Source organism: Microbacterium gawkjiense, assembly GCF_031932225.1.
Lineage (GTDB): Bacteria > Actinomycetota > Actinomycetes > Actinomycetales > Microbacteriaceae > Microbacterium > Microbacterium gawkjiense.
Genome location: NZ_JAUZVV010000001.1, coordinates 1,191,774 through 1,210,931, shown reverse-complemented (window position 1 = coordinate 1,210,931; position 19,158 = coordinate 1,191,774). Strand labels below are relative to the sequence as shown.

At 72.2% G+C, this 19,158-nt stretch carries 19 protein-coding genes; 10 read left to right on the top strand and 9 right to left on the bottom strand.

The features are described from left to right. The first annotated feature begins 17 nt into the window (after positions 1 to 17). Genes nirB through Q9S71_RS05885 form a run of 5 tightly spaced genes read left to right on the top strand, consistent with a single transcriptional unit; the run spans position 18 to position 6,043 of the window. Positions 18 to 2,597 carry a nitrite reductase large subunit NirB gene (nirB, locus tag Q9S71_RS05905; protein ID WP_311861132.1) on the top strand — a complete coding sequence of 860 codons (2,580 nt, stop codon included), beginning with the start codon at positions 18 to 20 and terminating at the stop codon, positions 2,595 to 2,597. Next, complete coding sequence (nirD, locus tag Q9S71_RS05900) at positions 2,594 to 2,971, top strand: nitrite reductase small subunit NirD (RefSeq protein ID WP_311861131.1); 378 nt, start codon at positions 2,594 to 2,596, stop codon at positions 2,969 to 2,971. The genes nirB and nirD overlap by 4 nt, the downstream gene beginning before the upstream one ends. Then, a complete protein-coding gene (cobA, locus tag Q9S71_RS05895; protein ID WP_311861130.1) occupies positions 2,968 to 4,209 on the top strand; it encodes a uroporphyrinogen-III C-methyltransferase in 1,242 nt (413 codons plus the stop codon). The genes nirD and cobA overlap by 4 nt, the downstream gene beginning before the upstream one ends. After that, entirely contained in the window at positions 4,206 to 5,351 is a 1,146-nt protein-coding gene (locus Q9S71_RS05890) for a uroporphyrinogen-III synthase (RefSeq protein WP_311861129.1), read from the top strand. The genes cobA and Q9S71_RS05890 overlap by 4 nt, the downstream gene beginning before the upstream one ends. After that, the gene (locus Q9S71_RS05885) at positions 5,348 to 6,043 is read left to right on the top strand and encodes a sirohydrochlorin chelatase (RefSeq protein WP_311286382.1); all 696 of its coding nucleotides are present in this window, start codon (positions 5,348 to 5,350) and stop codon (positions 6,041 to 6,043) included. The genes Q9S71_RS05890 and Q9S71_RS05885 overlap by 4 nt, the downstream gene beginning before the upstream one ends. 153 nt (positions 6,044 to 6,196) lie before the next feature. On the opposite strand, the gene Q9S71_RS05880 is transcribed toward Q9S71_RS05885, so the two are convergent. After that, positions 6,197 to 7,072 carry an EamA family transporter gene (locus Q9S71_RS05880; RefSeq protein WP_311861128.1) on the bottom strand — a complete coding sequence of 292 codons (876 nt, stop codon included), beginning with the start codon at positions 7,070 to 7,072 and terminating at the stop codon, positions 6,197 to 6,199. After that, complete coding sequence (locus tag Q9S71_RS05875) at positions 7,069 to 8,298, bottom strand: serine hydrolase domain-containing protein (RefSeq protein ID WP_311861127.1); 1,230 nt, start codon at positions 8,296 to 8,298, stop codon at positions 7,069 to 7,071. The genes Q9S71_RS05880 and Q9S71_RS05875 overlap by 4 nt, the downstream gene beginning before the upstream one ends. A gap of 118 nt (positions 8,299 to 8,416) precedes the next feature. Between Q9S71_RS05875 and Q9S71_RS05870 the strand changes: the two genes are divergently transcribed. Then, on the top strand, positions 8,417 to 8,728 hold the full coding sequence (locus Q9S71_RS05870) for a DUF2470 domain-containing protein (protein WP_311286384.1): 312 nt from the start codon (positions 8,417 to 8,419) through the stop codon (positions 8,726 to 8,728). 47 nt (positions 8,729 to 8,775) lie between these two features. Then, entirely contained in the window at positions 8,776 to 9,429 is a 654-nt protein-coding gene (locus tag Q9S71_RS05865) for a biliverdin-producing heme oxygenase (RefSeq protein ID WP_311861126.1), read from the top strand. A 22-nt stretch (positions 9,430 to 9,451) separates the two neighbouring features. On the opposite strand, the gene Q9S71_RS05860 is transcribed toward Q9S71_RS05865, so the two are convergent. After that, the gene (locus Q9S71_RS05860) at positions 9,452 to 10,834 is read right to left on the bottom strand and encodes an ATP-dependent DNA helicase (RefSeq protein WP_197471613.1); all 1,383 of its coding nucleotides are present in this window, start codon (positions 10,832 to 10,834) and stop codon (positions 9,452 to 9,454) included. Positions 10,835 to 10,878: 44 nt separating this feature from the next. On the opposite strand from Q9S71_RS05860, the gene Q9S71_RS05855 reads away from it, so the two are divergent. Continuing rightward, positions 10,879 to 12,006, top strand: a complete 1,128-nt coding sequence (locus Q9S71_RS05855) for a hypothetical protein (protein WP_311861125.1) — start codon at positions 10,879 to 10,881, stop codon at positions 12,004 to 12,006. A gap of 6 nt (positions 12,007 to 12,012) precedes the next feature. Here Q9S71_RS05855 and Q9S71_RS05850 read toward each other — a convergent pair whose 3' ends face one another. The 3 genes from Q9S71_RS05850 to Q9S71_RS05840 all read right to left on the bottom strand — a co-directional run bounded on the left by Q9S71_RS05850 (position 12,013) and on the right by Q9S71_RS05840 (position 15,994). Then, positions 12,013 to 13,995 (bottom strand): bifunctional copper resistance protein CopD/cytochrome c oxidase assembly protein, encoded by a 1,983-nt coding sequence (locus Q9S71_RS05850; RefSeq protein WP_311861124.1) that lies wholly within the window; start codon positions 13,993 to 13,995, stop codon positions 12,013 to 12,015. An 82-nt stretch (positions 13,996 to 14,077) separates the two neighbouring features. After that, the gene (locus Q9S71_RS05845; protein ID WP_064002669.1) at positions 14,078 to 14,356 is read right to left on the bottom strand and encodes an HU family DNA-binding protein; all 279 of its coding nucleotides are present in this window, start codon (positions 14,354 to 14,356) and stop codon (positions 14,078 to 14,080) included. 606 nt (positions 14,357 to 14,962) lie between these two features. Further along, a complete protein-coding gene (locus Q9S71_RS05840; RefSeq protein WP_311861122.1) occupies positions 14,963 to 15,994 on the bottom strand; it encodes an alpha/beta hydrolase in 1,032 nt (343 codons plus the stop codon). A 113-nt stretch (positions 15,995 to 16,107) separates the two neighbouring features. On the opposite strand from Q9S71_RS05840, the gene Q9S71_RS05835 reads away from it, so the two are divergent. Beyond that, positions 16,108 to 16,440, top strand: coding sequence for a hypothetical protein (locus Q9S71_RS05835; RefSeq protein WP_311861121.1), 333 nt, complete (start codon positions 16,108 to 16,110; stop codon positions 16,438 to 16,440). Between the two features lie 82 nt (positions 16,441 to 16,522). Here Q9S71_RS05835 and Q9S71_RS05830 read toward each other — a convergent pair whose 3' ends face one another. Genes Q9S71_RS05830 through Q9S71_RS05820 form a run of 3 tightly spaced genes read right to left on the bottom strand, consistent with a single transcriptional unit; the run spans position 16,523 to position 17,711 of the window. After that, positions 16,523 to 16,828 carry a biopolymer transporter Tol gene (locus Q9S71_RS05830; RefSeq protein ID WP_217528681.1) on the bottom strand — a complete coding sequence of 102 codons (306 nt, stop codon included), beginning with the start codon at positions 16,826 to 16,828 and terminating at the stop codon, positions 16,523 to 16,525. Positions 16,829 to 16,860: 32 nt separating this feature from the next. Further along, positions 16,861 to 17,364, bottom strand: a complete 504-nt coding sequence (locus Q9S71_RS05825; protein WP_311861119.1) for a GNAT family N-acetyltransferase — start codon at positions 17,362 to 17,364, stop codon at positions 16,861 to 16,863. Next, the gene (locus Q9S71_RS05820) at positions 17,361 to 17,711 is read right to left on the bottom strand and encodes an ArsR/SmtB family transcription factor (protein WP_311861117.1); all 351 of its coding nucleotides are present in this window, start codon (positions 17,709 to 17,711) and stop codon (positions 17,361 to 17,363) included. Before Q9S71_RS05820 ends, Q9S71_RS05825 begins: the two co-directional genes overlap by 4 nt. A 91-nt stretch (positions 17,712 to 17,802) precedes the next feature. On the opposite strand from Q9S71_RS05820, the gene Q9S71_RS05815 reads away from it, so the two are divergent. Continuing rightward, complete coding sequence (locus tag Q9S71_RS05815) at positions 17,803 to 19,122, top strand: NAD(P)-binding domain-containing protein (RefSeq protein ID WP_311861116.1); 1,320 nt, start codon at positions 17,803 to 17,805, stop codon at positions 19,120 to 19,122. Positions 19,123 to 19,158: the final 36 nt, after the last annotated feature.

The following is a 19,158-nucleotide window of genomic DNA, read 5'->3' as shown; positions in this document are numbered from 1 at the left end:
CCGCATACCGTCACGACATGAGCTCCACCGGCCCCACCCCGCCCCACGTGGTCGTGGTCGGTGCCGGGATGGTCGCGCACCGCTTCGTCGAGAGCCTGCTCAGCCGCACCGACGAGCCGTGGCGGGTCACCGTGATCGGCGAGGAGCAGCGGCATCCCTACGACCGGGTCGGCCTCACGTCGTTCTTCGCCGGGGCCTCGGCCGACGACCTCGCCCTCGACGAGGGTCCGCTCTCGGACGAACGGGTGCGGTTCCTGCGCGGCGTCGCCGTCACGCGGATCGAGCGCGAGCGCGCCGAGGTCGTCACCGACCGCGGCGAGCGCATCGCCTACGACCGGCTGGTGCTCGCGACCGGTTCGTACGCCGCCCGGCTCGCGGTCGACGGGTACGACCACGACGGCTGCTTCGTCTACCGCACGCTCGACGACGTCGAGGCCCTCGGGCGGTTCGTGAAGCGCCGGTCGGCCGAGCTCGGCCGCCGGCTCGTCGGCACGGTGATCGGGGGCGGGCTGCTCGGCCTCGAGGCCGCCGGCGCGTTGCAGGGCCTCGACGTCGACTGCACCGTCGTGCAGTCCTCCGACCGGCTCATGTCGGCGCAGCTCGACCTGCCCGCCGGCGACGCCCTGCGCCGGCTCATCGAGCAGCGCGGGATCGGCGTGCGCACGTCGGCGATCACGACGCGCCTCGACGCCGACCGCAGCGGGCAGGTCGTCGGGCTCGAGTTCCGGGACGGGTCGTGGGAGCGCACCGACGTCGTCGTCTTCACCGTCGGCGTCCGCCCGCGCGACGAACTGGCCCGCACGGCCGGGCTCGCCGTCGACCCGCGCGGCGGTGTCGTCATCGATGCCGGCTGCGACACCTCCGACCCGGCGATCCTCGCGATCGGCGAGGTCGCCAGCTTCGAGGGCCAGTGCGTCGGTCTCGTCGCCCCCGGCTACGCCATGGCCGAAGTCGCCGCGGCGCGCCTGCTGGGACTCGAAGCCTCGTTCGCGGGCTTCGACGCGTCGACGAAGCTCAAGCTCTCGGGCGTCGACGTCGCGAGCTTCGGCGACGCGTTCGCCGAGACGCCCGGCGCCCTCGACGTCGTCTACGCCGACCCGATCGCGGGGGTCTACAAGAAGCTCGTCGTCTCGGACGACGCGAAGACGCTGCTCGGCGGCATCCTCGTCGGCGACGCGTCGGCCTACGGGTCGCTCCGTCCCCTCGTCGGCGGCGCCCTCGGCGGCGACCCCGTCGCCTACCTCCTACCCTCCGACGGTGTCGCCGCCCCCACGGGCGACCTGCCCGATGAGGCGCTCGTGTGCTCCTGCAACAGCGTCACGGCCGGCGGCATCCGCTCGGCCGTCCACGACGAGGGCTGCACCGACGTGAAGGGCATCAAGGCCTGCACGAAGGCGGGTGCGGCGTGCGGGTCGTGCGTCGGCATGATCACGAAGCTCCTCGGCAGCGAGCTCGCGAAGACCGGCGCCGCGCTCAGCACCGCGCTGTGCGAGCACTTCGCGATGTCGCGCCGGCAGCTCTTCGACGCGGTCCGCGTGTCCGGACTGTCGACCTTCAGCGCCGTCATCGACCGGTTCGGCACCGGCCGCGGCTGCGACATATGCAAGCCGGTGCTGGCCAGCATCCTGTCGACCCTCACCGGCCGGCACGTGCTCGACGGCGAGAACGCGACCCTGCAGGACACCAACGACCACGTCATGGCCAACATGCAGAAGGACGGCAGCTACTCGGTCGTCCCGCGCATCCCGGGCGGCGAGATCACCCCCGAGGGACTGGTCGTCATCGGGCAGGTCGCGCAGGACTTCGGGCTGTACACGAAGATCACCGGCGGCCAACGCATCGACATGTTCGGCGCGAGGCTCGAGCAGCTGCCCGAGATCTGGAAGCGACTGGTCGACGCGGGCTTCGAGTCGGGCCACGCCTACGGCAAGTCGCTCCGCACGGTGAAGTCGTGCGTCGGGTCGACGTGGTGCCGCTACGGCGTGCAGGACTCGGTCGGCATGGCGGTGCAGCTCGAGCTGCGCTACCGCGGGCTGCGCTCGCCGCACAAGATCAAGCTCGGCGTCTCGGGCTGCGCCCGCGAGTGCGCCGAGGCCCGCGGCAAGGACGTCGGCGTCATCGCGACCGAGGCGGGCTGGAACATGTACGTCGGCGGCAACGGCGGCTTCACGCCCCGCCACGCGGTGCTCCTGGCCGAGGGACTCGACGACGCCGGGCTGCTGCAGGCGATCGACCGGTTCCTCATGTACTACGTGTTCACGGCCGACCGCCTGCAGCGCACCGCCCCCTGGTTCGAGGACCTCGAGGGCGGCATCGACGAGCTGCGCCGCGTGATCTTCGACGACTCGCTCGGGATCTGCGCGGATCTGGATGCCGCCATGGCCCGCCACCTCGACAACTACGAGGACGAGTGGAAGGCGACCCTCGACGACCCCGAGAAGCTCCGCCGCTTCGCCTCGTTCGTCAACGCTCCGACGACGCCCGACCCTTCGCTCGCCTACACGGTCGAGCGCGGGCAGGCGCGTCCGGCGACGGCGGAGGAGCGCGAGGACGGCCGCGTCCTCATCGCGGGGACGACCCTGGAGGTGCGGCGATGACGATGATGGTGCACGAAACGGATGCCGCGGTGCCGGCCGGCTGGACCGCGGTCTGCGCCCTCGCCGACCTTGAGGTCGAGCGGGGGCGCGCTGCGCTGCTCGGCGACGACCAGATCGCCCTCTTCGTCACGCACGCCGGCCGCGTGCACGCGGTGCAGAACCTCGACCCGTACAGCGGCGCGCACGTGATCTCGCGCGGCATCGTCGGCACCCGGGGCGAGGTCCCGACGGTGGCGTCGCCGATGTACAAGCAGGTCTTCGACCTGCGCACCGGGGTCTGCCTTGAGACGCAGGGTAAGGACGCGAAGACGCTGCGGGTGTGGCCCGCCGCCGTCGAGGGCGGGATCGTCTACGTCCGGGAGGAGCAGCGATGACCACCCTCTTGGGTCTCTCCCTGACGGGACGACGCGTCGTGTTCGTCGGCGGCGGCGCCGTCGCCGGGCGGCGCGTGGGCCGCTTCCTCGATGAGGGAGCGCTCGTGACCGTCGTGGCCCCGGCGCTCGGCGACGCCCTGCGCGCGCACGTCGCCGCCGGCCGCGTGACGTGGGTCCCGCGCCCCGCCCGTCAGGACGACGTGACGGATGCCTGGCTCGTCCACACCGCGACGGGCGACGCATCCGTCGACACCGCCGTCGCGGCGTGGTGCGACGCCGTGCGCGTGTTCTGCGTCAACGCGTCGGACGGCGCCCACGGGTCGGCCCGCCTGAGTGCCGAGACCCGATCGGGCGACGTCATCGTCGCCGTCGCGTCCGACGCCGGCGTCGACCCGCGCCGCTCCGCGCGGCTGCGCGACGCGATCGCGGCGGCGCTGCGCGACGGGATGCTGCCCCTGCGACGCCGTCGCACCGCCGCCGGCCGTGTCGACCTCGTCGGCGGCGGCCCCGGCCCCGCCGACCTCATGACCGTCCGCGGTCGCCGGCTGCTCGCCGAGGCCGATGTCGTCGTCGCCGACCGGCTCGGGCCGACCGCCGTCCTCGCCGAACTCGACCCCGGCGTCGAGGTGATCGACGTCGGCAAAGCACCCGGACACCACCCCGTGCCGCAGGACGAGATCAACGCGATCCTCGTCGCACACGCACGCGCGGGCAAGCGCGTCGTCCGCCTGAAGGGCGGCGACCCGTTCGTCTACGGCCGCGGCGGCGAGGAGGTCGCCGCGTGTCTCGCGGCGGGCGTGCCCGTCGAGGTGGTGCCCGGGCTGACGAGTGTCGTGTCGGTGCCCCAGGCCGCCGGCATCCCGGTCACCCACCGCGGCACCGCCGCGGGTTTGCACGTGACGATGGGGCAGGGCCCGGTGTCGGCGGCGACCCGCGCCGCGCTGGCCGACGACACCGTCACGACCGTCGTGCTCATGGGCGTCGCCGCCCTGCCGAAGCTCGTCGCCGCCGCGCTCGCGGCCGGGGCGCCCGCGCACCGGCCCGTCGCGATCGTCGAACGGGGTCACACCCCGACGCAGCGGACGACCCGTACGACCCTGTCGGCCGCGGTGACGGATGCCGCGGCCGCCGGTGTGAGCAACCCTGCCGTCATCGTGGTGGGCGAGGTCGCCGCCGCGGGCCTGCTCCTGCCCGACGCGGCCGCGGTCTCGGCGGGTGGAGGGGATCCCGACCGGTGACGACCCCTCGCCCCGCCCTCTCGGCCGCGCTCGGCGGCTGCACGATCGTCATCGCCGTCGATCGTCGATCTGCCGAGCTCGCGTCGGCGTTGGAGCGGCACGGGGCGATCGTCCGCCACGCTCCGGCGCTCACGATCGTGTCGCACATCGACGACGAGGCGCTCATCGGGGCGACGCAGCAGCTCATCGACACCCCGCCCGACATCGTCGTGGCCACGACGGGGGTCGGGTTCCGCGGGTGGATGGAGGCCGCCGACGAGGCGGGCCTGCAGGGCGCCCTGCACGAGGCGCTCGCGGGGGCGCAGATCGTTGCACGCGGCCCCAAGGCGCGCGGCGCGATCCAGCAGGCCGGGTTGACGGCGGATTGGGTCGCCGAGTCCGAGACCTCCGAGGAGCTCGGGGCCTTCCTGCTCGCCGAGGGTCTCGAGGGGCGCCGCGTCGCGGTGCAGCACCACGGCTCGGGCGCAGACGGCCTCGACGAGCTGTTCACCGAGGCGGGCGCCGACGTCGTGAGCCTGACGGTCTACCGCTGGGGGCCGCCGCCCGATGCCGCCGCGGTCGCGCGCTCGGTGGTCCAGACCGCGCAGGGCGAGGTCGACGCCGTGCTGTTCACCTCGGCGCCGGGGGCCGCGGAGTGGATCGAGACCGCGCGACGCGAGGGCGTGCTCGAGGACGTCGTGCAGCGCTCGGCCGACGACACCCTCCTGCTGGCGGCCGTCGGCCCGATCACTGCAGGCCCCCTCGTCGCGGTGGGAGCCTCGCCGCTCATCGCCGAGCGCGGCCGGCTCGGCTCGCTCGTCCGCGCCGTCGTCACCCACTTCGGCGGCGGGGGCGCGCCGTCGCTCGCCACGCCCGCCGGGCGCCTCGAGCTGCGCAGCGGCGCCGCCGTCCTCGACGGTGCCGTGTTGCCCCTGTCGCGCACGTCGGCATCGATCCTCGCGATGCTCTTCGCCGCCCGCGGCGGCGTCGTCGGGCGGGCCGAACTCGCCGCCGCCCTGCCGCGCTCGGGTGCCGACAGCGCCCACGCCGTCGACGTGGCGATCGCGCGCACGCGCGAAGCCCTCGGCATCCCGACCCTCATCCGCACCGTCGTCAAGCGCGGGTACCGCCTCGACGTCTTCGCCCCGGAAGGATTACCGTGACGCCCGTCCTCATCGCCTGCTCGCACGGGACCAGTTCGCTCGCCGGACGCACCGCCATCTCGGCCCTCGTCGAGAAGGTGCGGCTGCTCCTTCCGCACGTCGCCGTCGAGGAAGCGTTCGTCGACGTGCAGCAACCCGAGATCGACGACGTCGTGCGGGCGACCGCCCCGCGCGCCGCGGTCGTGGTCCCCCTCCTGCTGTCGACGGGGTTCCACACGAAGGTCGACATCGCCCGCGCGGTGACGGATGCCGGGGGCCGCGCCTCCGCCACGGCGCCGCTCGGGCCGCATCCGCTGCTCGCCGACCTGCTCGCGACGCGACTGCGCGAGGCGGGGACGGCTCCCGGCGACGCGGTGGTGCTCGCGGCGGCGGGATCGACCGACCCCGCAGCATCCGTCGACGTCGTCGCGATGGCCGACCTGCTGCGCGAGCGCGTCGACGGCCCGGTGTCGGTCGGCTTCGCCGCGGGCGCGGGAACCCGCATCGGGGCCGCCGTCGCTGCGGCGCGGGATGCCGGTGCCCCCCGCGTCGTGGCCGCGAGCTACGTCCTCGCCCCCGGCTTCTTCGCCGACGTCATCGCCCGATCCGGCGCCGACCTCGTCACCGCGCCGCTGGCGCCCGACGACCTCGTCGCCCGGGTCGTCGTCGAGCGCTACCTCGCCGCCGCCGCCCCGCTCACCCGCGCCGCCTGACCCACCCCGCGCGCCGCATCCGCTCCGCGCCGCCCGCGAAAGCGCCTCTCCGTGCCGAGAGCGCCTGCCCCGCACGCTCTCCAACCGGCGCGCTCGGCAGCGACCCACGCTCTCGCGGCGCACGCCGCGCCCGGCGCGGGAACCCCCGGCGCGTCAGCCGACGGGCTCGGCGACGTCGCGTGCGCGGCGGCCGGCGACGCGAACGGCGCCGATCGACGCGACGATCACCAGCGCGATGCCCGCGACCTCGAGCAGGCTCAGGTGCTGGCCGAGCAGCAGGAACCCGGCGAGCGACGCCGTCGCGGGGGCCAAGGCCATGAGGATCGAGAACGCCGCCGCGGGCAGGCGGCGCAGCGCGATGAGTTCGAGCGCGTACGGGATGGTCGACGACAGCACCGCGACGGCGGCGCCGAGCGCGACGAGGTCGAGGCGGAGCAGCGACGCACCGGCATCCACGATCCCGAAGGGCAGCGACAGGACGGCACCGACCGCCATCGCGAGCGCCAGGCCGTCGAGCTTGGGGATGGCGGCGCCCACCTTCGCCGAGGCGAGGATGTAGAACGCCCAGCTGACGGCGGCGCCCAGGGCGAAGACGACCCCGAGCGGATCGAGCCGGTCGAAGCCGCCGCCGCCGAGCGCGACGACGCCGACGAGCGCCAACCCTGCCCACAGCCACGCCGACGCGCGCCGGCTCGCGATGATCGAGAGCGCCAGCGGTCCGAGGATCTCGATCGTGACCGTCACGCCGAGCGCGAGCCGTTCGAGCGCGAGGTAGAAGAAGCCGTTCATGACGGCGAGCGCGACGCCGAGCTGCACGACGGCGGTCCACGCGGCGCGGCTGTGCCCGCGCAGCGACGGGCGGGCGATGAGCCACAGGATGAGCGCCGAGAACACGAGGCGCAGCATCACCATCCCGAGCGGGCCGACCTGCGGGAACAGCAGGACGGCGAGCGAGGCACCGACCTCCTGGCAGCAGAGGCCGACGACCACCAGGACGACCGCGGTCGTCGGGGCGGTGCGTGCGGTCACTCGCCGCAGATGGCGTAGCCGGCGAGCTCCTCGCCCAGGCTCTCGACCGTCCACGGCAGGCCCAGCTCGGGAGCCGTGCGACCGTCGGCGGCAGGAGCCTTCGACGCGAGGGCGGCGAGCTGCCAGGCGAGCAGGCGCGCGACGTTCGACGACGCGCGCGAGTCGTTGAGCACGACGACGACCGACATCCCGGTCTCGCGGTCGGCGAACGCCGCGACCATGTAGCCCGGGAGGGAGCCGTACTGCCCGACGAGGCTGTCGCCCTGATACGTGCCGCCCTTGGCCGTGAACCAGGTGGGCTGTGAGTCGGCGACGGGACGGGCGTCCGCGAGGCGCTGCTCCACGTCGTAGGGGCGGGCGCCGACGGCCAGGGCGCGGACGTAGGTCGAGAGGTCCGCGACGCTCGACACGGCGCCGGCCGCCGCTGCGCCGACGCTCGAGGTGAGGTCCGTCATGTCCGTCGGGGCGCTGCAGTCGGCCTTGCCGTCCTCACCGGACGCGAGGTACGAGCCCTTCAGCCGGTCGCCCCCGCCGACCCCGGCGGGCAAGGAGCTGGAGGTCATCCCGAGCGGCTGGAAGACGTACTCGTCGAAGAGCTCGTTCAGCGGCGTGTTCGCGGCACGCTCGAGCACGATGCCGAGCAGCACGTACCCGGTGTCGGACTCCGCGAAGCGCGCGCCGGGCTCGAAGGCGCGCGGCTGGCCGAGGCCATAGGCGACGAGCTCGCGCGGGTTCCAGGTGCGCTCGGGCGTCGCGAGGACCCGTTCGAAGATCGCACCGAGGTATCCGTGCAGTCCGCTCGTGCTGTCGCAGAGCTCGCCGAGGGTGATGTCGCTCTCGGCCGGGTAGGAGTCGACGTACTCCGCGATGCTGTCGTCGAGGGCGACGGTGCCCTTCTCGACGAGGGCGTACAAGACGTCGCAGGTCATCGCGCGGGTGACGTTCACGGCTTTGAAGGTCATCGCGGGGTCGACCTTCGGGCCGCCCTCACCCGAGGTGCCGACACCGGCGACCCACTGCCCCGACCAGGGCACCGACACCGAGACGATGGCCCCGCTCGCGCCGACGGCGGTCATCGCCGTCTCGGTCAGGGTCTGCATCTGGTCGGTCAGATCCGACGGGAGCGCCCCGTCGACCTGGTCGACGCCGATGTCGATCCGCGCGGGTTCGGGTGAGCACGCTCCGAGACCGATCGCGAGACCGAGCGCCGTCACTGCTGCGACCACTCGCCTCGACACTCGTCCTGCCACGCGCAGATCACCCCCGTTTTTTCCCGTCCCATGATTACAGCACACCCGTCGGCCGCCTCCCGTTCGCCCGACCGCACCCTCCTAGGCTGTGCGCATGACCGCCGTCTTCGACGACTCCGTGCAGCGCGCCGTGCTCCACCACATGAACGCCGACCACACCGACGACAACGTGCTCATCGCACGCGCGTTCTCGCCGCTCCCCGACGTCATCGCGGCGACGATGACGACCTTCGACGGGGAGGCAGGTCAGTGGCACGTGATCACCGCGGACGGGGCGGAGGACGTCATCCGCATCCCCTGGCCCGGCGGCGCGATCACCGAGCGCGCCGAGGTCCGGCGCGAGATCGTCGCGCTCTACGACGCGGCCTGCGCCCGGCTCGGCGTGGAGCCCCGCCCGCATTCCTAGGAGATCCGACCTTCAGGTTAGCTGAGGCTTACTGTACGCTCGGGGCCATGTCCGAGCCCGCCCCCTTCTCCGCCGCCGTCCGCGCCCGCTCCGCCGGCGCCCACTCGTCGAGCGAGGGCGCCGACTTCATGTCGGACCTCATGCGCGGCGAGGGTTCCCGCGAGGACTACGTCGCCCTCGTAGCGCAGCACTGGTTCATCTACGAGGCGCTCGAGACAGCGGCCGCCCGCATGAGCGGCGACCCCGTGGCATCCCGGTTCCTCAGCGACAAGCTGACCCGCCTGCCCGCCCTCGAGGCCGATCTGGAGTTCCTCATCGGCACCGACTGGCGCGAGCGCATCGCGCCGCTGGCGACGACCGCCCGCTACGTCGCACGCATCGCCGAGGTCGGTGCGACCTGGCCGGGCGGCTTCGTCGCCCATCACTACACGCGCTACCTCGGCGACCTGTCGGGCGGTCAGTTCATCGCGCGGGTCATGTCGCGCCGGTTCGGCTTCGAGACCAACGGCATCGGCTTCTACGTCTTCGACGACATCGCCGACCCCGCCGCGTTCAAGGACGTCTACCGCGAGCAGCTCGACGCGGTGCCGTGGGATGCCGCCGAGCGCGAGCGCGTGATCGACGAGGTCCTCCTCGCCTACCGTTTCAACACCGAGCTGTTCGCCGACCTCGCGGCCGCGAAACGCACCTCTGCCGCCTGACCCGACGAACGGATGCCGCGGCTCACCCCGCGTTCTGCGCCGCCCGCACCCCGGCCATGAAGCGCCGGACATCGCGGTCGACGAGGATGTCGGCGGGGCGCAGCGGCCGCGACAGGTAGAGCCCCTCGAGCGAGGTCAGCCGCGAGAGCGCGACGTAGGTCTGCCCCGGCGCGAACGCCCCGTTGCCGAGGTCGACGATCGCGCGGTCGTAGGTCTTGCCCTGCGACTTGTGGATCGTGACCGCCCACGCGAGACGCAGCGGGAACTGCGTGTACTCGGCGACGATCTCGCGGGTGAGCTTGCGGGTGCCGGGGTCGTAGGCATAGCGGAACTTCTCCCACACCGTCGGTTCGACGTCGTGCTCCTCGCCGTCGAGCTCGACGCGGACGGTGCCGCCCGCGATCCGCGTGACGGTGCCGATCGACCCGTTGACCCAGCGCGGACCGTCGCCGCCGAACCCGCCGATGTCGTTGCGCAGGAACATCACCTGCGCCCCGACCTTCAGCTGCAGCTCCTGGTCGGCGGGGTAGGCGTCGCCGCGCCCGAAGTCGCCGCTGATCTCGGCACGAGCGGTCTGGGCAGGACCGGGCAGCGCGTCGAGGTGGCGCTGGTTGATGCGCGAGACGATGTCGTTGCGGGTCGCGAGGGTGATGATCGGCACCTCGCCGGCGGCGGGCTCGGGGGGCTTGCGGGCTCCCGCCGCGTTGAGGGCCCCTGCGATGTCGGCCGTCACGATCCCGTGGCGCACGGCGTTGAGCATCGCCTTGAACGCGTCGTCGGACTGGCGGTGGATGTCGCGCAGCTCGGCGATGTGCAGCGGAGCGCCGACCCGGCCGAGGTCGAGCAGCCCGTCCGAGCGGATCGCCCCGGCATCCGCTCGGGGTCCTGCCCACACCTGCGCGTCGAAGAACCAGAACGAGCGGTAGTGGTCCTGGATGTAGCGCAGCTCGTCGCCGCGGGGCGGCACCGGGGAGAGCTGGTACGGGTCGCCGAACATGACCACCTGCACCCCGCCGAACGCCTCGGCGCGTCGGCGGCGGGCCTGGCGCAGCGACCGGTCGATCGCGTCCATGACGTCGGCGTTGACCATCGACACCTCGTCGATGATGAGCGTGTCGATGGCGTTGAGGATCTTGCGCGTCGCGTCGGTCTGCTCGATCTCGCTGTCGGCGATGAGGCCGATCGGCAGCTTGAACAGCGAGTGGATCGTCTGACCCTCGACGTTGAGCGCGGCGACGCCGGTGGGTGCGCAGACGGCGATCTGCTTGTTCGTGTTCCACGCGAGGTGCTGCAGCAGCGTGGACTTGCCGGTGCCGGCACGACCCGTGACGAACACGTGTTCGCGGGTGTCCTCGATGAGACGGAAGAGCGCGTCCTGTTCGGGAGACAGGGGCGGCGTGCTCACCGGAACAATGCTAGCTACCAGCCGGGCTTTCCTAGACTGAGCGTGTGGAACGCGAGGGGGAAGAGGCGGTGGCGGATGCCGCCGCGCCCGACGCCCCCGCGGCCCGCACCCGCACGGCCACCGTCGCCGGACCCCGTCGGCGCCGCAAGCTCGCGTTCGACCTGACGGTGCTGGGGGTGGTCGGCATCCTCTTCCTCGGTGCCGTCGGCGCGACGTCGGCCGTCCTGTACCGCCAGCTTTACAGCCCGACCGCGTTCGTGCTCGACTACCTGCACCTGCTCGCCGACGGGCGCGCGACCGACGCCCTGCTCGTTCCCGGCGTCTCGGCCACGTCGAAGGACCTCGCCGCCGCGGGCCTGCCGGCCGATGCCAGCGCGGCGCTGCTGCGCGGCAGCACCCTCACGCCGCTGTCCGACGTCGAGCCGGTGTCGGAGAAGACGGATGCCGACGGCACGACGGCCGTCACCGTCACCTACCGCGTGGGCGGTCACGCCGGCGAGACGACGTTCGAGGTCGAGCGCGACGACGATGAGGGCGGCATCCTCCCCCGCTGGCGGTTCGCGCAGAGCCCTCTCGCGGTGATCGAGCTCGGGGTCCGCGGGTCGATGCAGTTCGAGGTGAACGGCTTCGAGATCGACAAGCGTCAGGTCTCGCCCGAGGCCGAGGAGGCCGACCCGCTCGAGCCAATCCCGATGCTCGCCTTCTCGCCGGGGCTCTACTCGATCACCGTCGACACCGCGGCGACGACGAGCCCCGGGGTCGCCGTGCTGTCGGACACCCCGCTCGCCGAGATCCCGGTCTCGTTCCAGGCGGAGCCGACCGACGAGTTCGTCGGCGTGGTCCAGCGCGAGGTCGACGCGTTCCTCGCGGAGTGCGCGACGCAGAAGGTGCTGCAGCCGACGGGATGCCCCTTCGGGTACTACGTGCGCAACCGCATCGTCGAGCCGCCCACCTGGTCGATCGAGGAGAACCCGGTCGTCACCCTCGAGCCCGACGGCGCCGGGTGGGCGATCACGCGCACGCAGGCGGTCGCCAAGATCGACGTGCAGATCCAGTCGATCTTCGACGGCTCGATCTACGACGTGACCGAACTCGTCCCGTTCTTCCTGACGGGCAAGATCACGATCCTCCCCGACGGCACCGCCTCGATCGCGGTGTCGGCCGCGGACTGACCGGGCTCAGCGCGCGGCTTCGCGCCGGGCATCCCGTTCGGCGATCGCGGCGAGCCGGGCGTTGTACGCCTCGAGCTCCGCATCGCCGCTGCGGTCGGCCTGCCGGTCGTCGCGTCGCTGGCGTCGCTCGTCCGACCGGCTCCACTGCACGGCGACGACGATCGCGAGGATGAGCGTCGGGATCTCGCCGATCGACCACGCGATGCCGCCGCCCATGTACTGGTCGGCGAGGGGGTCGAGGCCCCACGTCCGCCCCATCGAGCCGAACCACTCGGCGACGAACAGTCCCGACGACATCATGATCGCGATGCCGAAGAACGCGTGCATCGCCATGACGCCGATGAGGGTCAAGAGGCGGCCGGCGTGCGGCAGTCGGTAGGGCACGGGGTCGATGCCGACGAGCGAGAGGACGAAGAGGTAGCCGACCGTGAGGAAGTGCAGCACCATCCACTCGTGGCCGAGGTGGTCGTACAGCGTCCAGCGGAAGATGTCGGTGTAGTAGAACGCCCAGAGCGACACGATGAACAGGGCCGCCGCCACGAGCGGATGCGTGATGACCTTCGCGTACGGGCTGTGCACGGCCCAGAGGATCCATTCGCGGCCGCCGCGCGTGCCGTCGTCGCGCTTGCGGATCGCGCGGGACGCGAGGGTCACGGGCGCGCCGAACACGAGGCACATCGGGATCGCCATCGACAGCAGCATGTGCCCGACCATGTGCATGCTGAAGAGGTAGTCCTGGTAGGCGTTGACCGGTCCGCACGTCACGTACAGCAGGAGGAGGAGCCCGGTCACCCACAGGACGGTGCGGCCGATCGGCCAGCGGTCGCCGCGACGGGCGAGCCGGCGCACCCCCGCGAGGTAGAAGAACAGGCCGAACCCGACGGCGAAGGCCCAGATGAGGTCGACGTCCCACATCGTCACGAAGCGCAGGGGGGTGAGCTCGGGCGGCAGCGGTGAGCCGGTGAGCACCTCTGCGGGCGTCGCGTCGGTGGGGATCGTCGTGTCGACCGGCGGTGGGGTGAGCGAGAGCGCGACCGCCGCACCCGAGGCGATGCCCATGAAGAGCACCTCGACGGCGACGAGGGTCCAGAAGCGGGCAGCGACGGCGGTGTCGCGGATGCCGGCGATCAGCCGCCGGCGGTAGATCGCGCCGAGCACACCCAGCGCGAGCAGAGCCCCGACTTTGACCATGACGAGCGCGCCGTACGGCGAGAAGACGTTCGCGGGGCTGACGAGCCCGATGAGGGCACGGGCGACACCCGAGAGGGTGACCACGATGAAGGCGGCGAGCGCGATGCTCGAGTAGCGCTGCAGGACGACGACCAGCTTGTCGCGCGACAGCACGGGTCGCAGCAGCACGATCAGCAGCAGCCCGCCGAGCCACGCCGCCGCCGCGATGATGTGGAGCGACAGCGAGGTGACGGCCGAGTTGTGGTTCGCCTCGCTGCCGGTGTGGCCGGCGGTCGCCATCGGCACCATCGCCGCGATCGCCAGGATCGTGACAAGCAGCGTCGCGAGCCATCCGCGGACGGCGAAGGCGAGGACGGTCAGCGCCGCAGCCGCCACGGTGGTCATGAGCCAGGCGCGACCCGGATCGGTGTCCACGAGGAAGCGGCCGAGCTGCTCACCGAACGCCGCGTCGGCGCTCGGTCGCGCCGGGATCACCTTGAGGAAGGTGAGGTAGGCCGTCGTGCCCGCCGAGACGGTGAGGATCGCCGCGCCGGCGGAGGCGGCATCCAATGCCAGGTCGAACTCCTTCGTGCCCGACGCGAATGCGAACACGGCGAGCACGAGCGAACCGACGAGGAGCGCGGCCGAGAGGTTGACGACGAGCTCCGCCACCGGGAGACCCCAGCGGACGACCGGACCGGGGTCGCCGATCACGAGCGGCGCGGCGCCGCCGCCGTAGGCCAGGCCCAGCAGGAGCGCGACGAGACCCGCGCCCGCGAGGATCACCGGGCCGGCGAAGCGGAGAGCACGCGGGTTCACCCGTCAAGCCTACGCGCGGGTGGGTGGGGGAACGCCGAAGGGGGATGCCTCTCGGCATCCCCCTTCGTACGTCTGCAGCGTCTTACTTGACGGCAGCCTTCAGCTTCGAGCCGGCGCTGACCTTGACGCGCTTGCCGGCGGGGATGTTGATCTCGGCACCCGTCTGCGGGTTGCGGCCGGTGCGAGCCGAGGTCTCGACCTGCTCGAACGCGATCCAGCCCGGGATCGAGACCTTCTCGCCCTTGGCGACGGCCTCGGAGACGGACGAGAACAGGCCGTCGACGACGCGCGAGACGGTGGCCTGGCTCTCGCCGGTGGCGCTGGCGATGCTGGCGACGAGTTCGGTCTTGGTGATGGCCATGGTGCTCCTCCAGACGGCGGGTCGCCGTCTTCAGTTACTCGGACCGACGGGATTCCGCCGGTTGGTCGTTGCGACCGGTCCCGAATATACCCACGAACCCCGGAATTCCGCGGATCTTCGGTCATCTGGACCGTAATCGACCGGCGTGTCGTGTGTCAGAAGGGGTTTTTGAGGCTGATGTTGCCGATTCGGGCGGATTCCGCGGATTTCCGCGGGAGGGGTTGCTTTTGCGCGCGGGTGTGCCGTCGGCATCCGTCGTCTGTCATCGGATTCGGAGAACGGCGCCGGATTCGGATGCGGCAGCGCGTGCGCATCCGAATCCAGCGCACATGTCCGAATCCGCGTCACGCACGGGCGAACTCGTCGGCGGCGTCCGAGGCGAGTTGCGCGGAGGCGTGCCCTCCGTGGCCTTCTTTTCGAGGATGTGCAGCCGGCTGCCGGGCCAGGCGCGGTGCAGCAGCCACGGCGTGAGGGCGGGGCCGCGGCTCGGCGGGCGACGGAGGAGCGGCGGCAACAGCCGCGGAGATTCGGCGCAATCCGGGCGCCTGGGCGGGGTGACGGCCGGATGCGGGGCGAAACTCCGCGGTCGGTGTCGCGGCATCCGCGTCAGATGCGGCGCAGGGCGGCGACGACGTCGTCCTCCCAGCGGCGAGCGGCCGGCAGCGCGCCCACGTACAGAGGGGTGTCGTGCGTGACACCGAGGTAGCGCGTCGCGCTCGCGTCGACCCCGGCGTCGCGGAGCTTCACCGCGTACGTCGCGCCGTCGCGCCGGAGCGGGTCGTACTCGGCGGTGAGGACGACGGCGGGCGGCAAGCCCGCATGCGACGCCGCGCGCATCGGCGAGGCGTACTGCTCGCGCGCGCGGGACCGGTCGCCGAGGTAGGTGCGGGCGACCGAGCGCAGCTCGCGCAGCGCGATGAACGCCGGCACCCCGAGCGCGTACGTCGCACGCAGGTCGATCCAGCGGCCGGTGAGGTCGGTGACGGGGACTTCGAGGATCTGCAGGGTCGCCTGTCGGGTCCCGCGGTCGCGGTTCATGAGCGTGAGGGATGCCGCGAGGCATCCCCCCGCCGAGGCGCCGTTCAGGCCGATCCGGTCCGGATCGAGGCCGAGCTCGGCGGCGTGCGCGTGCAGCCACACCCACGCGGCGTGGATCTGCTCGACCTGCGTCGGGTAGCGGTGCTCGGGCGCGAGCGAGTAGCCGACCGCGACGAGCACGACGCCGGAACGGTCGGCGCGGCGGCGACACGAGGCATCCGCCGTCGGGTAATCGATGCCGCCGATGCGGAACGCACCGCCGCCGATCACGAGGCACGCCGGCGCCGGGGTCGGGGCCGAGGCGGGGCGGTAGATGCGGATGCGGACGTCGGGGTACCCGTCGACCGGCACGGTGTGCTCGGTCGTCTCCGTGTCGGGACCCGGGATGCCGGCGGTGCGCAGTTCCATGCGGTCCCAGTTGAGGGCCGCGCGACGGTGACGCTCGCGCGGCGTGAGCGGCTTCGTCTTCGTGGCTGAAGCGGATGCCGGCGCCGCCGGCGGCGCCGGACGGAACCGCGCGGTCAGCTCGGTCCACGCCTTCTTCACGAGGTAGCGGCGGTGCGTGCGCAGTCGCTCGCGGAAGAACGGATCCAGCGGCATGGGGCTCCCTCCGACCGTTCGAGCGTAGCCCCGGGTCGTCGGGCGCGGACTCGACCCCGGTGAGGGAACCGCGAGGTGCGCCGAACGCTGGACCCGGGCGTTAGCCTTCAGGCATGCGGGATCGCATCATGTACGTCCAGCTGAAGACCGGCTTCGACATCGACGCGGGTCCGGCCTGGATCTCCCGCGTTCGGTTCAGCAAGACATGGCGGACCGCTTACTTCCAAGGGCGGACACTCCATCGCGTGACGGGTACGGCATTCGCGAACAACGACGCGAACTTCTACGACGTCGAGACAGGAGACCGGTTCTGGCTGTCCGGGCCTAAGCGCGACCAGACGGACGCGCGTTACCGCCACCACTCTCCAACCGTCGAGGATGACGCCCGTGCTGCGTACGAGGCGTTCCTCGCGGGCGCGCCGCTCCCCGGACGCGAGAACGGCTGAACGCGCCGGATCGCCCCCCATCTCGGGAATCCCGCAAGCGCTTCCCGGGGATCGCTAGCCCCATCCGACGCGTCGAGACCCGTCAGTCCTCGAGTCCCTCCAGCTCAGCGAGCGCCTGCCTCGCTCGGTGCAGCCGCTCGCTCTCCGGCTCGTCCCACCAGTAGGGACCTCGCTCGCCGAGCCCGTGCTTGGCCAGGTCGACGCGTCTGCGGGCGGCTGCCAAGGCATCCGGATCACCCTGAGCGCGGCGCACCCCTGATCTGCCGCGCCCGAGATGGGAGGTCAGCGCCGCCACGAGCTCCGCGGGCAGCGACGGGTCGGTGCGCCGCCATCGACGTCCATTGATGACGAGCCACCGCTCGTCGTCAGAAGCTGCGTCATCCGCCATCGACAATCCGCCAAAGAGGGTTTCGGGGCCGTTCAGCCCAGCCGGCGTTCGATGAGGATCGTGTCGCGCCAGGTGTCCGCCCAGGGGCCGTAGGTCATGTACGCGACGCGTTCGCGGTGGCCGATGCGGCGGAAGCCGGCCCGCTCGTGCAGAGTGAGGCTGGCGGCGTTCTCGGGGAAGATGCTGGCTTGAACCGTCCAGATGCCGGCGGGTGCGGCCTCGCTCAGGAACGCGGCGAGGAGATCTTTCCCGACCCCGCGCCCGCGGGCGTCATGTGCGACGTACACGGAGTGTTCGACGACGCCTCGATAGACCTCTCGCGCCGAGACCCGGGACGCGGCGATCCAGCCGAGCACGGCGCCATCGGAGTCGGCCGCGACGAGCCTGCCGACACCGAGCTTTCCTGCATCGAAGTCACTCCACGACGGGGGCTCGCTCTCGAACGTGGCGTTTCCCGCGGCGATGCCTTCGCGGTAGATCGACTCCACCTGTGGCCAGTCGTTCGCAGTCATGGCACGGATGGTCGCGTGGGTCATGGGCGAAGAGCCTGGGATGCCGCGTCGAGGGCGTCGGTGACGACGCGGTAGTAGGCCCAACGGCCGCGCTGCTCGCGGGTGGCCAGTCCCGCGTCGACGAGCTGCTTCATGTGATGCGAGACGGTCGGCTGGGACAGACCCACCGGTTCGGTGAGGTCGCAGATGCAGGCTTCTCCATCGTCGGATGCGGCGATGAGCGAGAGCAGTCGCACGCGGGTCGGGTCCCCGAGGGCTTTGAAGACCCGCGCGGTACGCTCCGCATCCGCGACCGAGATCACACTGCCCGTGACCGTGCCGCAGCACACCGCCCCGTCCGTGGGTGCGAGAAGCGGGAGATACGTGGGCATGAGCCCATCCTCTCACGTCGTATTGACATCTGTCGATGCGTTGGGCATTCTCAATCCATCGAGGTTCGTCGATATGTATCGGAAGGTCCAGATGGAGAACGCACTGCCCGTGGTCGTCATCGGCGCAGGCCCGCAGGGGCTGGCGGCGGCCGCACACCTGGTCGAGCGGCGCATGCCGGTCATCGTGCTCGAAGCCGGCGCTTCCCCTGCCGCGGCTGTCGCCGAGTGGGGACACGTCCGGTTGTTCTCCGAATGGCCCGAACTCATCGACGCGGCCGCAGCGCGCCTCCTGAGCGCCACCGGATGGCAGGCACCGACCGCGGGGTACCCCACCGGGGAGCAGTGGATCGAGACCTACCTCGCCCCCCTCGCAGCGGCCCTGGGCGATCGCATCCGCCTCGGCGCCCGCGTCACGGGCGTGTCGCGTCTCGGCCGGGATCGGCTCGTCGACGCGGGACGCGGGGATCAGCCGTTCACGGTTCACGTCGCCCCCGCGGAGGGGGAGGAGTATCGGCTGCAGGCTCGTGCCGTCATCGACGCATCCGGCACGTGGGCCACCCCGAACCCCGCCGGCGCTGACGGGCTCCCGGCGCTGGGAGAGAGTGCCGCAGCGGATCTGCTCTCGTACCGCATCCCGGACTTCCGAGATCGAGCCGGGTTCGCCGGCACGCACACCGTCGTGATCGGTTCCGGCCACTCCGCCGTCACCGCTGTCCTCGCCCTTGCGCGCATGGCGCGGCGCGATCCGTCGACCACCGTGACGTGGGCGCTGCGACGAGCGACGGCCGGCAACACCTTCGGCGGGGGCGACGCCGACGAGCTGCCCGCTCGCGGGGCGCTCGGGAAGACGGCGAAGGAGTACGTCGACGCCGGTCTCGTCTCGCTCGTCACCGGGTTCCGCGTCGAGCGTGTCACTCGCGCGGGCGAAAGTGCCGTCCTGGTCGCTGAGGACGGCCGCGCCCTCGCTGCGGACCGGGTGGTCGTGCTGACCGGGTTCCGTCCCGATCTGTCATTCCTCTCCGAGCTGCGGCTCGAGCTGGACCCGACGCTGCAGGCACCCGTCCGGATAGCCGCCGAGATCGACCCCAACGTGCACTCCTGCGGATCCGTCGCCGCGACCGGTGCCGCGGACCTCGCCCAGCCCGAACCCGACTTCTACCTCGTGGGATCGAAGTCGTACGGGCGCGCGCCGACGTTCCTCGCACTGACCGGCTACGAGCAGGTGCGAAGCGTCGTGGCGGAGCTCGCCGGCGACCGCGAGGCCGCCCGCCGTGTCGAGCTGTCCCTGCCGGACACCGGTGTGTGCGGGGGTGCGGGACTGTTCGACGCAGCCGGATCCTCGCTCGGTGGTGCATGCTGCGCCCCGCCCGCCGCGCTGCTGCAGGTCGGCCGGTCCCCGGCATCCGTCTGATCATGGATGCCGGACCGCGCCCGCCGTCATCGGTGC